Genomic DNA, 14,409 nt, shown 5'->3' on the forward strand with positions numbered 1-14,409 from the left:
GATTGGACAGGTTTTAATCAATAGTAAGCTCTTTTACCAATTATGTCAAGTAATAAGATCATTTCACTATCTTTAAATTTTATTGTTATAGTAGCTAATTAACAACTATTTAAGGTTTATGTAAATAAACTTTTTCAGATTTGGAAATTTTGTTGTTGCATTTCAAATTAATTTCATGTATAGTATATAGTAATTATCAAACCAAGTGGTAAATTTTGAGAAATAATATGTGAAAGAGTGAGTTTTATGAAACATATAATGAACTTAGCAAAAGAACAATTCAATAGCTTTTTTTACTTTTTTAGCTGGGGCTATTTCTTTAGTGCTGGTTTTTTTGCAATTCAAAAATTATATGTACCCAACCACTCATACTAAGTAAGAAGATAGGCAAGAGGCTCTTAGTAGAGCCTCTTTTTTTATTGCTTATTTGGTTAAATAAGCAACTAAAATTACTATAAAAAAAAATGGAGGTAATCAAAATGGTCGTCGTATTAAAACCCAATACAACCGAAGAAGATACGAAGCACATCATTGAAAAGATTGAAAGTAAAGGTTGCACAGTACATATAACTGAAGGTGCAAAATATAATATTCTTGGTCTTGTAGGCGATACAACCCGTATCAATCCACATCAACTCGAAAATTACTCCTATGTCGATCAAGTGCTACGAGTCCAACATCCATTCAAATTAGTTAATCGTATTTTCCACCCTGATAACACAGTGGTTGACGTGGATGGTGTAAAAATCGGTAATGGTGATCCTGTCATCATCGCTGGTCCATGTTCTGTTGAAAGTGAAGATCAATTAATCACCATAGCTAAAAGTGTTAAAGCTTCTGGTGCGAAGTTACTACGAGGCGGTGCTTTTAAACCAAGAAGTTCACCATACAGTTTCCAAGGTCTAGGTGAAGAAGGTTTGAAGTATTTAAAAAAGACAAAAGAAGTAACTGGTCTTCCAGTCGTGTCAGAAGCCATTTGTCTTGATACCATTGATTTAGTTGCACAGTATGTTGATGTTGTTCAGATTGGAGCGAGAAACATGCAAAACTTCGCTCTACTCAAAAAAGCAGGACGAATCAATAAACCTATCCTTTTGAAGAGAGGATTCAGTTCCACCATTGAAGAACTATTAATGGCTGCTGAATATATCGTATCGGAAGGTAACCCCAACGTAATTCTCTGTGAAAGAGGTATTAGAACATTTGAAACTTATACAAGAAACACTTTAGATATAAGCGCCATACCTATTATCAAAGAATTAAGTCACCTCCCTATTATAGTTGATCCAAGCCATGCAGCTGGAAAATGGCGTATGGTTGAGCCTTTATCCAAAGCATCTATGGCTGTTGGCGCCGATGGACTCATTATTGAAGTACACAATGACCCTGAGAACGCTTTATGTGATGGCGCACAATCACTTAAATTAGGAACATTTGAAAAGCTTATGACAACTGTCTGCTAAGTTCCTTACACTGGGTATAGGAATGCTCTATAAGAGAATACTCCATCTAGATTAGAAAGTAGTCGAAAAACTTAAGGAAACTGGGTGTTAGAGTTTACATGATAAGCTCATTATTATATAATAAAGGTTGTCTACCAAATTTAGGTAGTTCATGAAGGAATAGCTGAACTGCTAGACTTTCAAATGGGCTAATGACTATCCATCAAAAGGTCGAATTCATTAGTCTATTAAATGGAGAGGAGTGTTGGACATTGTCATTAGAAAAGAAAATTACTGCATTTAGAGAGCGAATGGATTACATTAATACACTTAGTAATGCTGTAGCTCTTATGCATTGGGATGGTGCAACAGGAGCCCCTAAAAACGGAATCAATTATCGTTCCAAAAACATAGGTATACTTTCATCTGAGATTTTCCAAAAATCCGTGTTAGATACGGAAATGAAAAATCTGGTTTATGAGCTTTATGATCAAAAAGAAGAATTAGACGAGGTTATATTAGCTAATGTCAAAGACTATAAAGAATCCATTGAAAAACTTGAAAAAATTCCAGCTGCTGAATACCGTGCTTTCTCTGAGTTAAAAGTAAAAGCAGAACATGTATGGGAAGAAGCATTAGAAAAATCCGATTTTAAGATCTTTGAGCCTTATCTAAAAGAATTGGTTGACTATACAAAGAAATTTATTGACTATCGTGAATATACAGGTCATCCTTATAATGCCTTACTTGATGATTATGAGAAAGGTATTACAGTTGACGATCTTGATGCCTTCTTTGGTCAGTTGAAGGATACAATTGTACCATTAGTTAAACGTATACAATCTGAAGGCCGAAAAATAGATGCCTCCTTTATTACTAAGAAATTCTCCATTGAAGGACAAGAAGAATTCTCCAATTACCTATTGGGACTTATTAAGTTCGATTTGGACTCAGGTATGCTTAAAGAATCAACTCATCCTTTCACCATGGGAATTGACGTAAAAGATGTTCGTATTACTACTCGCTACTATGAAAATCTATTAACATCATCACTATTCAGTACATTACACGAAGGCGGCCATGGTATTTATGAACAGAACATTGATGAAAAATATGCTGGAACACCAGTGTGTGATGGAACTTCAATGGGGATTCATGAGTCACAATCTCGTTTCTATGAGAATATCTTAGGTCGTAGTCTAAGCTTCTGGGAATTTACTTATCCAAAGCTTAAGGAAATTTATCCTGAAGAGCTAAAAGATATTTCATTAGAAGATTACTATTTGGCTATCAATGAAGCTAAACCTTCTTTAATTCGTGTTGAAGCAGATGAATTAACCTATGCATTACATGTTATGGTTCGCTATGAAATCGAAAAAGGTTTAATTGATGGTTCTATTGAAGTAAAGAATCTACCAGAGATCTGGAATGATAAATATGAAGAATACTTAGGCATCCGCCCATGTAACGATGCTGAGGGCGTACTACAAGATGTGCATTGGTCTGATGCCTTATTTGGCTATTTCCCATCTTATGCACTAGGTAATGCTTATTCTTGTCAGTTTACTCACGAGATGAGTAAGTCTTTGGATATAGATGCATTACTTAAAGAAGGTAACTTTGAACCTATTAATGACTGGCTACGTGAAAACATCCATCAATATGGAAAGACATTAACCCCTAAAGAAATCGTTAAGAATGTTACTGGAGAGGAACTCAATGCGCAGTACCTCATTGACTACTTAACGGATAAATTTAATAGCATTTACTTTAGCTAAGTCAATTTACACACTATTAAGCACACAAAAGACCACATTTTCTGTGGTCTTTTTAGTTTGCCTATTCGAATTTAAAAACTTCATTCTTTTCCCAAAACTTAATGATGTCTTGAGCTGTTTCACAATCATATCCTCTACCCATCAAATAAGCCACGATTGCAACTTCCATCATTCCTTGACAGAGACCACTATCGTTTGATTCTTGCAATCCATAATCAACAACAGGCTGAAGTTGGCTTAGTAAGTATTGAGGACTATGGAATTCTTTATTTTCTTCATGCTTTTTACGCTTCTTCGGATTAGTTCCATAATACAAATTCCAATAGTTAGGGTTAAACATGACACTAACCTCCCATACATATCCTTCTATATTTTATGTGAGGTCCTTGGCTACTGTAACTTGTCACCCTTGACAATCTTCAAGGAAACCATGAAATGCAGCAATACCCATGTCGTCCACCTTGAAGACAGATACGTCTTGAAGTATTTGAGTATAAACATCAGCTATTTCTTTAATTAATAATTCATCTAGATCCATTGAATCAAATGAGGCGTATTTGTCCTTTATCAACTTGATCCAGTGTTCATGCTTGGATATAAGTTCACTTTCTATATGGGGATTCCCTTTACCACCGCTTAAAAGAGATTCTTTAATAACATTCAATTCTTTCTTTAAACGACCTGGTAAAATAGCTTGACCTAGTGTTTCGATAATACCTATATTCTCTTCTTTAATGTGGTAATACTTCTCACTTTGATGGAAAATACCCTTTGGCTTTTCTTCTGAAGTCCTGTTATTACGTAAAATCATATGCATTATATATTGCTTCTCCACTTTACGCAGAAGTAAACTAACCCCATTATGTTGTTCTCCATCAGTAAAAGGTATAATGCCTACTTCGTTGTTTTCATAATGAACCCAATTATTAAATACCTTTTGACAAAATGCTAGTACTTCTTCACGATTAGACCCTTGAATACGTATTACACTCATAGGCCAATTTATAGATCCATATACAACATCACTCTCTTTACAGGTATACTTCTTTTCATAATCCACTTCATCAATAGGAAAGACTTCGCTACCTCCCTGATAGTGATCATGATTTAGGATAGACCCACCTATAATCGGCAGCCCAGCATTACTTCCAATGAAATAATGTGGAAATTGATCAACAAAATCAAAAAGTCGCACAAAAGCATCATCATCTATTTTCATAGGCTTATGTTCTTCAGCTAATAAAATACAATGCTCATTGAAATAGGTATAGGGTGAATATTGCATGTACCAAGTTGCATCACCTAATTGAAGGGGAATAATTCTAAGATTCTGTCTTGCTTGATGATTAAATCGACCTTTATAACCTACATTTTCTTTACATAAAAAGCATTTTGGATAAGCCGTTTGTTTAGCGTTCTTCATCTGTTCAATTGCTTTTGCATCCAGTTCAGGCTTGGATAAGTTAATGGTAATCTTCAACTTCCCATAAGCTGACTCAGCCAACCACTCTTCGTTTTTAGCGATTCGATCTGTACGAATATAATTGGCTCTTTGAGAAAGATTGTAAAGATAGTTTGTAGCGTTCTTAGGTCTCATTTCATAGTTATGCCAGAAATCTTTAATCACATTAGATTGGCGGTCCACCAGCAATCCCATGATCTTTGTGTCCATAAGGTCTCTTTCAACAACAGTATCATTCATATGACCACTTTCAATAAGTCCACTTAAGATCTCGTCTAAGATGTTATGTAACGAAGAATCCTCCTGATTTTTATCTAATCCCCCTGGTTCTTCAACATGTAACAAATCCATTAATTCATTTCTCTTCTGGTCAACATCCCACTGATCTATTAATTCACTTTTGACAGCATATTGTAATAGTTTTTCGATATTATCTTGTATTCTTTTCATAGGAAGTGTTTCCTCCTCAGTCTATACTATTCTTTATTATTTTCATTAAAACACAAGGTTATGAGCAAGTAAACAGATCACCTCTATATGAGTAGAATACTATAAAATCACTTTAAAAAAGTACAAATACTCAGGTCTGATCAGAATAATAATTTAGAACTCTTCCTGATTCAATATAAAATGTTAAATATATCAATTGACATTTCTCCGTCATATACTTATAATGAAATTGTTACATAAAGTTAGTTTTTGTCGAAGTTGACTTTAAGAAAAAGGGTCAGTCCATAATGGACTGACCCTTTTTCTTTTCATATTTATTTATCTAGAGCACTCAAAAAATCTTTTATTTCCTCTTCAGTTGTATCAAAGGATGTTACAATTCTTACAAAGCTTTTTGATTCTCCCTCTACGATGACATGGAAAGGACTTTTTTCTTGTAACACCTCAATCAATTCGTTAGGAATATATGCAAAAATAATATTAGCTTCCGGTTCTCCATATATATGAATGCCTTCACAAGTATTAAATCCGTCAATAATCAACTGAGCTTTCTCATTAGCATTCTTAGCACATGTTTTCCATAAATCATCTTCAAGATAAGCCAAGAACTGTGCAGCAATATAACGCATTTTGGAAACTAAGTTAAGACCTTGCTTTCTAATAAATCCATAATGCTCATTCACTTCTTCATTAAAGGAAATAATAGCTTCACCAAATATCATACCGTTCTTAGTACCACCAAATGATAATAAGTCAACTCCGGTATCAGCAATCATTTCTTTAAAACTTGATTTCATAGCTACTACACCATTAGCTAGTCTAGCACCGTCTACATGGAGAAACATATCATTTTCATGAGCAAAGTCTGCTAATTCCTTAATCTCATCCACAGTATAAACTGTACCAAATTCCGTAATTTGAGCAATACTGATGACTTTTGCTTGAGAATGATGTATATTCCCTTTTACAGCCAAATGTCTTTTAATATCTTCAACTCTGATCTTGCCGTTATAATGTGGCACTGTTAATACCTTTGAACCTGTAAAGCGTTCAAAAGCTCCTGTCTCATCTACTGCAATGTGAGATTCTTCAGAGCAAACAACAGCTTCATAAGGTCGCAATAAAGCACTTATTCCAATGACATTAGCTCCAGTACCCGTTGCAACTAAAGTAACATGAACTTCTCTACCAAAGACCTCGTTTAATCGATCTTCTAAAGCCTTTGTAAAACGATCATCACCATAAGGATAGGCATGCTCTTCATTGCTCTTAATAAGCGCTTCCATGATTCTCGGGTGTACGCCCGAATTATTATCACTCAAAAACATTTTCATTTATCATTCCTCCGTTATCATCAGTACTATTTTATTATTATATTACATCCATCTCTCCATGCAAAGAATATAGAATTATTGTTAACTAAAAATTAATTTTTTGATTGCTATTGAATATCTGATGAAAGTATTATAAAATGCATATATAATGACCATAATAAAGAAGACGGTCACTAAATTAATAAAACTAAGGAGAAATGAACTATGTCTGATGAAAATAAATGCTGTGGTAACCACAATCACGATCATGAAGAAGGCTGTTGTGGAAACCATGATCACAATCATGATCATGAAATGGAAGTACCTACAATGGTCTTAACGATGGATGATGATTCTGAGTTAGAATGTTATGTACTTGGTATTTTTGATGCTGAAGAGAAAGAATATATTGCATTACTTCCAATCGGCGAAGAAGATGTATACTTATATCGCTATACTGAAGAAGGCGAAGACGAAGTTGTATTAGACATTATTGAAGATGATGCAGAATACGATAGAGTATCAGAGGTATTCATGAAATTAAGCGAAGAAGAAGAGTAAGAAATAGCCTCACATTATGTGAGGTTTTTTTATGTCAAAAATAGATTTGAATAATCTCGAACATTATCGAATGTTGTAGCATAAGATAATATATGGATAGATTAAACACTATCTAGGAGGTGTTAACATCATTTGTTTAGTGTTAATCCCTTTACTCATCATCAACATCTTCATAATTATATTTCTCAGAAAGCTTGAATACATTGAAATGAAGATACCATTATTTTCAGCTAAAGTCAGGTTCGACGATGAATGTCATTGTGAAATAAATGACAGTAAAGATGATGAAGATGATACAAAAGATAAATGCCATAATAAGTGAGGACAGGCTATGTAGTCTGTCCCCATTTATATAGAAGATAATCTCTCTGATTCATATCATTTATATGACTTATTCAAGTAACCATCATCTAAGTAATCCATAATAAAGTCATCATATAGCGTTTGCATCCAGTTCTTTATATCTTCTCTTGTCAAGAATGCTGTTACCTTTGTAGGGAGCATTAAATAAAGGCACTCTACGACATAATCTTTCTTCTCTTCACCATAGAAAAATCTCTTTTCTGCAGAAAGCATTAATTGAAATGCTACATCTCGATAAAGATCAAGGGTGCCATCGATTCCTTTTTTCTTATAAACTAAATAGGTTATACCTACTATAGCTAAACCAATTAGTGCAAGTACAACATATTGATAATTGTCCATCATAATACCTCCTCTCATATACATCCTAATAATTCATCTTATGGAGTATCTCCACCAGATCTTTCATCGTTACCACCGTTTCTTGCTGCTCTGAAGTAATCAACTCTATTTCCTTAGCCCATAGCCAGCTGTCATTAATATCATCACCTATGGGGGGTTGATAGTCATAGTTAGCAAAATTACAGAAGCCTTTGACTACAGCTTCTGCTAAGTCTAGCCATTGATGACGTAGTGTATCTGTATCAATATAATTATCAGCAAAACCGTATTCAACAATGATAGTTTCTACTGCTCCAGTATCACGGTGCATGTAATAATAATCTTTTGAAGGGTTACTTATTAATGTACGTGTAAAGATTCTTCTCATATTGATATGCTTCTCTAGTTCCTTAGCAATTGATGTAGGTAGTTCTTTTGTACTATAGATGCTATGAATAAGCTCTGCTCCCTGTCCACCACCAGCATTGATATGATTGGATAAGCAATAAGTTGCACCGCTATCTTTGACAAGTTGACTTCGTTGATTATGTGGTAATGACAAATCATTATGACGTGTTAACTGAATAGGAATGCCAAGTTTCTTAAAACGGTCATATTGATAGAGAGATATCTTAAGGTTAAGATCTTTTTCAAGCCAATGCTCATTTGATCCACCACCTGGATCACTACCACCATGTCCTGAATCTATGATTAAAAGAGGTTTGCTCATAGTATTACCTCCTGAATAAATAATTTTGAAGGGATTATTTATAAGGGGGTAAAAACAAATAATTAAGTTAATGCTATTTTCTCTTAGACTTTAAGATTATTAATTATCTATATAAGCTAAAATAAGTGCAACTATAAGAGGACCAAGGATACCTGTAAGCAGGTACCACTTCGCCCTCTCTAAAGATTTAGCCAAGTTATCAACAGCTGATTCCAGTCTTGTTAATACTGCTTCTAACTTAGCCGTAGTTGTCTCAAGATTATCCACCTTAGTCTCAAGCCTAGTCAACTTCTCATCAAATTCCCGAATTCGATGATGAGCTGATTTGATGCTCTCTTCTAAGGTAGCAATTCTTTCTGTATGTAAGGAACATTTGTTGTTGGTCATGGGGATGCTCCTTTCTGTTGGATGTTCGTTAAATGTACTTTTACTACATACTCAACTTTTGTTGTACCATTTCCTTTAAATTACTTAACTGAGCTACATCATTAATTGTTTTCTTGCCATCCGTGATATAACTAGTCCATAACTTAACTAAACCACTCTCCGTTGTGAACATTATGCTCCACCTCCCGCAATGATAGCACTTAACTCTAATATACTTTGTTCTAAGGTTAAGATTCTTTCTTCACTCATCCTCTGTTAGGGGTATGTCTTCTGTTATTAATGAATGTGGATTTGTAGATACATCAACTGCTAATACCCTCTTACCATCTAATTCACCATAATCAGTAAGTATGTAGGGTAAGTTCGGTCTTTCATGTGATTCTACATCTCCTTGAGCATCTCCAGTATAATAGTAAATTTTCCTGTCACATTATCATATACGATCAAGCTATCTCTATTCATTCAATTACCTCCTCTTTCTAATCTCCAAACACTATCCATGATACTGGTGTTTCCAGATATCTATCCGCTGAAAATTCAAGATAAAATCCATCATCGTAAACTATTTTTGCTGAAGGTGAGGAAATGCTATCAGTGTGAAACACATCAGATACAATATCCCAAAAATATACGTGAGCGTCATCTTTAACACTTAAAAACACATATTTCGGTCTAAAAGACAGCCCTGTGAGTGTAAACTTTTTTTCCCAAGGATCATCGGGATGTGGTGTCGTAGTAGTTCCTTGTGCAATTTTTAATCCCTCATTAAGCGTTCCTACTTTTCCAAATATGTTAACACCATTTTTAATATTAGCTTCTACCCAGTCATTATCAGTATATCGTAGGTATGCCCCATCTGAAAAATAACCCGCACTATCAATGCTCATTCTTAACTCATTACCACTTTTAGTTAAACTATCAGTAGTATAACCACCAGTTTTATTAGGCATTGAACCTATGATCAACTCACCATCAACATAAGCCTTTTTACCGCTTAAAATGTGACTTGCCACTGCATCACCTGCGCTAGTATCAACAACATTACTACTACCGGCCACACCAAATATATTTTTGCCTGCTTTTATATTTGCACTTATTAAGTCTGGATCACCAATGACATATCCGGAACCACTGTGGTAGCCTTGTGATATTGATTTATTAGTTGTTCCAGGTGTTATGGATACTGTCCCATTATTAGCCATCGTACCTGTAACTAAGGTTCCATCTGCATAAGCTTTTTTTCCACTAATAATCTGACTTGCCGCTGCATCACCAGCACTTGTGTCAACAACATTACTATTACCAGCAACTCCAAATATATTTTTGCCTGCTTTAATGTTTGCGCTAACTAGATCAGAGTCACCTGCAACATAGCCTGAGCCATTGTGGTAACCTTGAGATATGGTTTTATTCATTGTTCCAGGTGTTATAGTTACAGTGCCATTATTAGGCATTGTACCTGTATACTCTGTTCCATCATTATTAGTGAATGTCTTACCGTTTAATACATCAACTTTTAATGCATTACCACTACCTTCTTTTATATCTCTTATCTTCTGTACTAATGCACTCCATAAGTCGGCTATGGTAGATGCTGTAATGGTTTTCTTGGAGTTGAGTGCATCTACCACTTCTGTTTTTCGATCAACTCCAGCTTGAAAAGCCTCATCAGCTTTTGTTTTGACTTCATTAATAGCCCCCACTAGATTATCCTTTTGGGTAGTTTGTAGATCTACCTTATTCCCAACAGTATCATCTACTTTATCCCAGTTCTCATTGAGCATAGTCTCAATATTAAATGTATCATTTGCATCCTCTACTGGACTGGCTTTATATAGATTGAGGTTATTTGTATTACTTCCCATTGCTTTCACCTCCTGCAAATTTATCTAGCTTTATTTGTTGTAGCTCTGCTAGGGACATGATTTGGTTGATATCTTTGATCAAAAGATAGGCGTATTCGTATAAGATTGCTAAGTGGGCTGGCATAACATCTCTGAGACCTTTTTTTACATCATCGATGTTAGGTGGTGTCCCTTTGACGGATGTAAAGGTTACGTGAATAGAATCATCTTGAAAGGATATCTCTACATCACCATTTGTCCATGCATCAGCAACGCTCTTGATAAGGGTTCTGTCAACTTTACCTGAACCACGAAGCTTCGATTTAATGATCGAACGCCTATCTTCATAACTTTTTTGAATGTCTGTTGGAATACCTAGTTCTTCTTCATAGATGCTTAATCCCCATGTAGCAGTATCGATGGATAGTTGCTGATCAAGATCAATAATTCCTGTATCGTAGTCATTAAATTGATTCGTTTCTGCTCCCATTATATATTCAAAGAGCTTGCTATTCTGCTCATAGGCTGGTAAGTAAGCCATTAATCTATTCAAGGGTTACCCCTCCTAACATAGGTACTTGAAACTCTGACAATGTTAGACTATCTGTAGCTCCATTAACTCGTAAGTTACTATAATCTTCAACACCTTGGCATTCTAGAATGAGTGCACCGACAATGGCATAGGACAAGGTATTCTTATCAAAGGCTATTTCTCTAAAGTACTGTTTTAGCTTGTCTTCGATATTACTCTTAACTTGTTCATCACTAATGGATGTACTCTTGACTATGCTACATGCTATATGAACACTTAATCCCACAGCGCTTTCCACAGTACACCTAGCACCTATAGGAGCCATACCTTCGCCGAGCCCTGTACTTCCCGGATCTATATATGTTTGAACTTCGTCGACTAGGGCAGATTCAGCTGGTAGCATTTCAGCATTGATGATGACCACCTTAACGGTATTATTGCCATTCCATAATGGTACGACTTTGGCATCACCAACTCCTGTTACGGATTTAGCCCCACTGCGGTACTGAGCTATGTTACCACTGGTTGCTGGACTTTGTTTCTTTTCATAGTAGCGTTCTTTAAGTCCTTCATCGGTTTCAGCTTCATATCCACCACCGATTGGACTATCGTTAGTTACACTAACGATGCCAGAAATAGTAGATGTCATAACCGTGATCATTCCGGTAGGCATGTTACCGATACTCCCCATCAGTAAACAACTAATGGCTACAGTTCCTTCATTGGTAATATCCTTCTCTTCCTCAGCTTCATACTGAATACCAGCTTCTGTCTGGAATATAGCGCCTTTAGGAATCTTACCTGTCCCTATTACTTTTAATAATCCATTAGCTCTTGTTGCAGGCTTTCTTTGAAGACCTGTCTGCTCATATATCCTTTGTTCCAGTTCATCGTCTTTCAATGCTTCTATACTCATCTTTTGCATCACTTCATCTAGATGCATGTATGCTTTCTCTAATTCAATAGCTGCTGGTCGAGTGGCATCAAAGATGAATGACCCTTCAGATTGGTCATAGCCCTCATCTATCTCTGCCAATAGATCATTATGTATATTTTCCTGAGTTTTATTTTCAAACACTGTAATTCACCTCATATCTGTGATTCACTTTAAATTCTATACTGACTTCATCATCCTCTCGTATAACCTTAAACTGATTAATCGTATGAATATCTGGATGTTGTAAAAGTGCGCTGGATAATTCTCTTTTTACCTCTGCTTCAATAAAATCTAGTGGATAGTTATTACCTACTATGAGGTCACTAATAGCTACCCCATAATCAGTATCTAAATATATGGCCACTTTGTTTTTGGGTGTTCGTATAATCTTATCGATCCATATTTTTAAAGCATCTATGCCTTCTACTTGTACTAATTTACCATCACGTAAAATAAAATCTCCGTTGTTAAAGTCATAAAGGTAAGTACGGAAGGTTTGATTATTATCTTCTTGAGTTGGTAATGTCTGTAGACCTTGACTTGGTATCATGTAATCACCACCTTATCTACTAAAACAAAGGATTGTTGATCACTAGTAGGGATAAGAGCTACCCTATCCCCCACACTTAATAGTTTTTTCAGTGTTATTTCTCCTTCATTATCCACATCATCTACTGAGCTACTAAAATCTCTTTTGTATTCTAGAACATGCTGACAAACCATAATATGATTAGCACCTAGAAGAATCTTATCGCCTAAACTAACTTTAATTGGCTCAGTACTTAAGACAGATCCAATTTGCACTCCCATAAAGGGTTCATTTTCACGTTCCTTAAATAACTTAGCTAATTCTACAATACCATCCATTAGACCACCTCCAAACCTAGATTCATGAAGTGATGACCATTTTCTAATGTATGTGTACAGTTCTTTACACGGTACTTACCTGACATACCTGTTATAGATTCCTCAATCTCTAAGATCTTACCAGCACGAACTTCATCATTGCCTGGTAAAGTAAGACTATTATCTTCTGTAATGATAGCCATACTCTCTAATAAGTTCTTAGCCAATTGAGATGCTTTCTTCTTCTCATCAGCATTGATGGTTTTCGTCTCTTGTAGTCGACCATACTGCTGGATAAGATCATCTCTATCTTCTTCATAGACAACAGAATTCTCACAGATCATTTTGATGGCATTTTTCATGTTATCGATACTTCTAGTACGTGAAGGATTAATTATTAGTTGAGATACTTCATGACTTTGTAGGTTATCTGCTAATGAAAAAGTCGCTTTAATAGGTTCCGTTTCTTCCCTAACAATATTTAACTTACCACCGTACATTTCCATGATATACTTGGTCTTTGTTTGCTCTTCAACCACCTGAAGAATGTCTTTAATAATATCTGATAGACGCTTATCTGCATATAACTTATCTATTGTTAATGCAATAGGCTCTATCTGTCCAATCGGCACATTGTAATCCTCCAACATTCTTACAATAGCATTATGAGCTTGAAGATTATTAAACTGATAAATATCTTTAGATTTGTTAAGAAAGAAGGCAAAGTCAAAGACATCATAGGATTTACTTTCTCGTCCACTTAGTCGCTCTGTAATGACTTCACCTCTGAAGATCTCATCTTCATTTCTCAAAACAATAATGCTACCTAAGTCAATAGGGGGCTGAGGTATGTGTTTGGCATCATTACTTACTATATCGAAATTCAATTGATCTCCTAAAGTATCTAGATTAGATGTCCATGATAACTTTGAGATAAGTGGCGTGATGTTAATGAAATTATCTTGGTCTAAAACCCATAGTTCATGCATCAAATCACCTTCTTTTTATTCGTTTCAACAAATCGAAACTCCGTTAAGCTAATGGAATAGTGTATATCGCCTGAACCATCCTTTATGCCATATGTAAAACTATCAATGGTTACTGCTATATTAATAGGTGTATCAGTTATGACTAGGCGAATTGGTACTCTTTCTTCCATCCATTCTTCAATCAGTTTCACATAATCCCAAGCTAAATAGCCTTCATTTGTAATCGCACTATAAGCAGTCTTCTCACGTATAAATCCATATTCTTTTGAAGGGAAAAAGGAGCTGAATGAAATACTCTTTAATCCCTTTAATCCTATAATTCGCATGTCTCCTGAATTGATTGTTGACTTTGTAGTGTTATTCATTGGATAGGTCATGTCATATTGATCTGGTAAAATAGGTAATTGAATGATTTGTTGGTTATTATTAATTGAAAGATAGATATCCATTTAGT

General features: G+C 35.2%; 17 protein-coding genes. 3 read left to right on the plus strand and 14 right to left on the minus strand.

From position 1 onward, the window contains the following. The first annotated feature begins 479 nt into the window (after positions 1 to 479). Both aroF and C1Y58_RS02210 read left to right on the plus strand, forming a co-directional pair. Positions 480 to 1,463 (plus strand): 3-deoxy-7-phosphoheptulonate synthase, encoded by a 984-nt coding sequence (aroF, locus tag C1Y58_RS02205; protein WP_105614354.1) that lies wholly within the window; start codon positions 480 to 482, stop codon positions 1,461 to 1,463. A 251-nt stretch (positions 1,464 to 1,714) separates the two neighbouring features. Then, a complete protein-coding gene (locus C1Y58_RS02210; RefSeq protein ID WP_242985312.1) occupies positions 1,715 to 3,220 on the plus strand; it encodes a carboxypeptidase M32 in 1,506 nt (501 codons plus the stop codon). A 61-nt stretch (positions 3,221 to 3,281) separates the two neighbouring features. Here C1Y58_RS02210 and C1Y58_RS02215 read toward each other — a convergent pair whose 3' ends face one another. The 3 genes from C1Y58_RS02215 to C1Y58_RS02225 all read right to left on the minus strand — a co-directional run bounded on the left by C1Y58_RS02215 (position 3,282) and on the right by C1Y58_RS02225 (position 6,466). Further along, positions 3,282 to 3,560, minus strand: a complete 279-nt coding sequence (locus C1Y58_RS02215) for a hypothetical protein (protein ID WP_105614355.1) — start codon at positions 3,558 to 3,560, stop codon at positions 3,282 to 3,284. Between the two features lie 63 nt (positions 3,561 to 3,623). Then, the gene (locus C1Y58_RS02220; RefSeq protein ID WP_105614356.1) at positions 3,624 to 5,132 is read right to left on the minus strand and encodes a UDP-glucose--hexose-1-phosphate uridylyltransferase; all 1,509 of its coding nucleotides are present in this window, start codon (positions 5,130 to 5,132) and stop codon (positions 3,624 to 3,626) included. A 314-nt stretch (positions 5,133 to 5,446) separates the two neighbouring features. Continuing rightward, complete coding sequence (locus tag C1Y58_RS02225; RefSeq protein WP_105614357.1) at positions 5,447 to 6,466, minus strand: threonine aldolase family protein; 1,020 nt, start codon at positions 6,464 to 6,466, stop codon at positions 5,447 to 5,449. Positions 6,467 to 6,670: 204 nt separating this feature from the next. On the opposite strand from C1Y58_RS02225, the gene C1Y58_RS02230 reads away from it, so the two are divergent. After that, entirely contained in the window at positions 6,671 to 7,006 is a 336-nt protein-coding gene (locus tag C1Y58_RS02230) for a DUF1292 domain-containing protein (protein WP_105614358.1), read from the plus strand. Between the two features lie 378 nt (positions 7,007 to 7,384). On the opposite strand, the gene C1Y58_RS02240 is transcribed toward C1Y58_RS02230, so the two are convergent. The 11 genes from C1Y58_RS02240 to C1Y58_RS02285 form a co-directional block, all read right to left on the minus strand. Further along, entirely contained in the window at positions 7,385 to 7,711 is a 327-nt protein-coding gene (locus C1Y58_RS02240) for a hypothetical protein (protein WP_105614360.1), read from the minus strand. 25 nt (positions 7,712 to 7,736) lie between these two features. Further along, the gene (locus C1Y58_RS02245) at positions 7,737 to 8,420 is read right to left on the minus strand and encodes an N-acetylmuramoyl-L-alanine amidase family protein (protein ID WP_105614361.1); all 684 of its coding nucleotides are present in this window, start codon (positions 8,418 to 8,420) and stop codon (positions 7,737 to 7,739) included. 99 nt (positions 8,421 to 8,519) lie between these two features. Next, complete coding sequence (locus C1Y58_RS02250; RefSeq protein WP_105614362.1) at positions 8,520 to 8,807, minus strand: hypothetical protein; 288 nt, start codon at positions 8,805 to 8,807, stop codon at positions 8,520 to 8,522. 43 nt (positions 8,808 to 8,850) lie between these two features. Next, positions 8,851 to 8,979: a hypothetical protein gene (locus C1Y58_RS26970; protein ID WP_278286063.1), complete on the minus strand. Its 129-nt coding sequence runs from the start codon at positions 8,977 to 8,979 to the stop codon at positions 8,851 to 8,853. A 307-nt stretch (positions 8,980 to 9,286) separates the two neighbouring features. Continuing rightward, a complete protein-coding gene (locus C1Y58_RS02255) occupies positions 9,287 to 10,672 on the minus strand; it encodes a hypothetical protein (protein WP_105614363.1) in 1,386 nt (461 codons plus the stop codon). Beyond that, complete coding sequence (locus C1Y58_RS02260) at positions 10,662 to 11,204, minus strand: putative phage tail protein (RefSeq protein ID WP_242985313.1); 543 nt, start codon at positions 11,202 to 11,204, stop codon at positions 10,662 to 10,664. The genes C1Y58_RS02255 and C1Y58_RS02260 overlap by 11 nt, the downstream gene beginning before the upstream one ends. After that, positions 11,197 to 12,261 carry a baseplate J/gp47 family protein gene (locus tag C1Y58_RS02265; protein ID WP_105614364.1) on the minus strand — a complete coding sequence of 355 codons (1,065 nt, stop codon included), beginning with the start codon at positions 12,259 to 12,261 and terminating at the stop codon, positions 11,197 to 11,199. Before C1Y58_RS02265 ends, C1Y58_RS02260 begins: the two co-directional genes overlap by 8 nt. Then, positions 12,254 to 12,670: a DUF2634 domain-containing protein gene (locus C1Y58_RS02270; protein WP_105614365.1), complete on the minus strand. Its 417-nt coding sequence runs from the start codon at positions 12,668 to 12,670 to the stop codon at positions 12,254 to 12,256. Before C1Y58_RS02270 ends, C1Y58_RS02265 begins: the two co-directional genes overlap by 8 nt. Further along, a complete protein-coding gene (locus tag C1Y58_RS02275; protein ID WP_105614366.1) occupies positions 12,667 to 12,987 on the minus strand; it encodes a DUF2577 domain-containing protein in 321 nt (106 codons plus the stop codon). The genes C1Y58_RS02270 and C1Y58_RS02275 overlap by 4 nt, the downstream gene beginning before the upstream one ends. After that, on the minus strand, positions 12,987 to 13,955 hold the full coding sequence (locus C1Y58_RS02280; protein WP_105614367.1) for an XkdQ/YqbQ family protein: 969 nt from the start codon (positions 13,953 to 13,955) through the stop codon (positions 12,987 to 12,989). The genes C1Y58_RS02275 and C1Y58_RS02280 overlap by 1 nt, the downstream gene beginning before the upstream one ends. Next, positions 13,955 to 14,404: a hypothetical protein gene (locus C1Y58_RS02285; RefSeq protein WP_105614368.1), complete on the minus strand. Its 450-nt coding sequence runs from the start codon at positions 14,402 to 14,404 to the stop codon at positions 13,955 to 13,957. The genes C1Y58_RS02280 and C1Y58_RS02285 overlap by 1 nt, the downstream gene beginning before the upstream one ends. Positions 14,405 to 14,409: the final 5 nt, after the last annotated feature.

The organism is Vallitalea okinawensis, from assembly GCF_002964605.1.
Classification (GTDB): Bacteria; Bacillota; Clostridia; order Lachnospirales; family PQDH01; genus Vallitalea_A; species Vallitalea_A okinawensis.

What these genes read in the sequence shown, in the direction of transcription:
- aroF (WP_105614354.1), top strand. Translation starts at nt 480, where the DNA reads ATGGTCGTCGTATTAAAACCCAATACAACCGAAGAAGATACGAAGCAC.
- C1Y58_RS02215 (WP_105614355.1), bottom strand. Translation starts at nt 3,560, where the DNA reads ATGTTTAACCCTAACTATTGGAATTTGTATTATGGAACTAATCCGAAG.
- C1Y58_RS02220 (WP_105614356.1), bottom strand. Translation starts at nt 5,132, where the DNA reads ATGAAAAGAATACAAGATAATATCGAAAAACTATTACAATATGCTGTC.
- C1Y58_RS02225 (WP_105614357.1), bottom strand. Translation starts at nt 6,466, where the DNA reads ATGAAAATGTTTTTGAGTGATAATAATTCGGGCGTACACCCGAGAATC.
- C1Y58_RS02230 (WP_105614358.1), top strand. Translation starts at nt 6,671, where the DNA reads ATGTCTGATGAAAATAAATGCTGTGGTAACCACAATCACGATCATGAA.
- C1Y58_RS02240 (WP_105614360.1), bottom strand. Translation starts at nt 7,711, where the DNA reads ATGGACAATTATCAATATGTTGTACTTGCACTAATTGGTTTAGCTATA.
- C1Y58_RS02245 (WP_105614361.1), bottom strand. Translation starts at nt 8,420, where the DNA reads ATGAGCAAACCTCTTTTAATCATAGATTCAGGACATGGTGGTAGTGAT.
- C1Y58_RS02250 (WP_105614362.1), bottom strand. Translation starts at nt 8,807, where the DNA reads ATGACCAACAACAAATGTTCCTTACATACAGAAAGAATTGCTACCTTA.
- C1Y58_RS26970 (WP_278286063.1), bottom strand. Translation starts at nt 8,979, where the DNA reads ATGTTCACAACGGAGAGTGGTTTAGTTAAGTTATGGACTAGTTATATC.
- C1Y58_RS02255 (WP_105614363.1), bottom strand. Translation starts at nt 10,672, where the DNA reads ATGGGAAGTAATACAAATAACCTCAATCTATATAAAGCCAGTCCAGTA.
- C1Y58_RS02270 (WP_105614365.1), bottom strand. Translation starts at nt 12,670, where the DNA reads ATGATACCAAGTCAAGGTCTACAGACATTACCAACTCAAGAAGATAAT.
- C1Y58_RS02275 (WP_105614366.1), bottom strand. Translation starts at nt 12,987, where the DNA reads ATGGATGGTATTGTAGAATTAGCTAAGTTATTTAAGGAACGTGAAAAT.
- C1Y58_RS02280 (WP_105614367.1), bottom strand. Translation starts at nt 13,955, where the DNA reads ATGCATGAACTATGGGTTTTAGACCAAGATAATTTCATTAACATCACG.
- C1Y58_RS02285 (WP_105614368.1), bottom strand. Translation starts at nt 14,404, where the DNA reads ATGGATATCTATCTTTCAATTAATAATAACCAACAAATCATTCAATTA.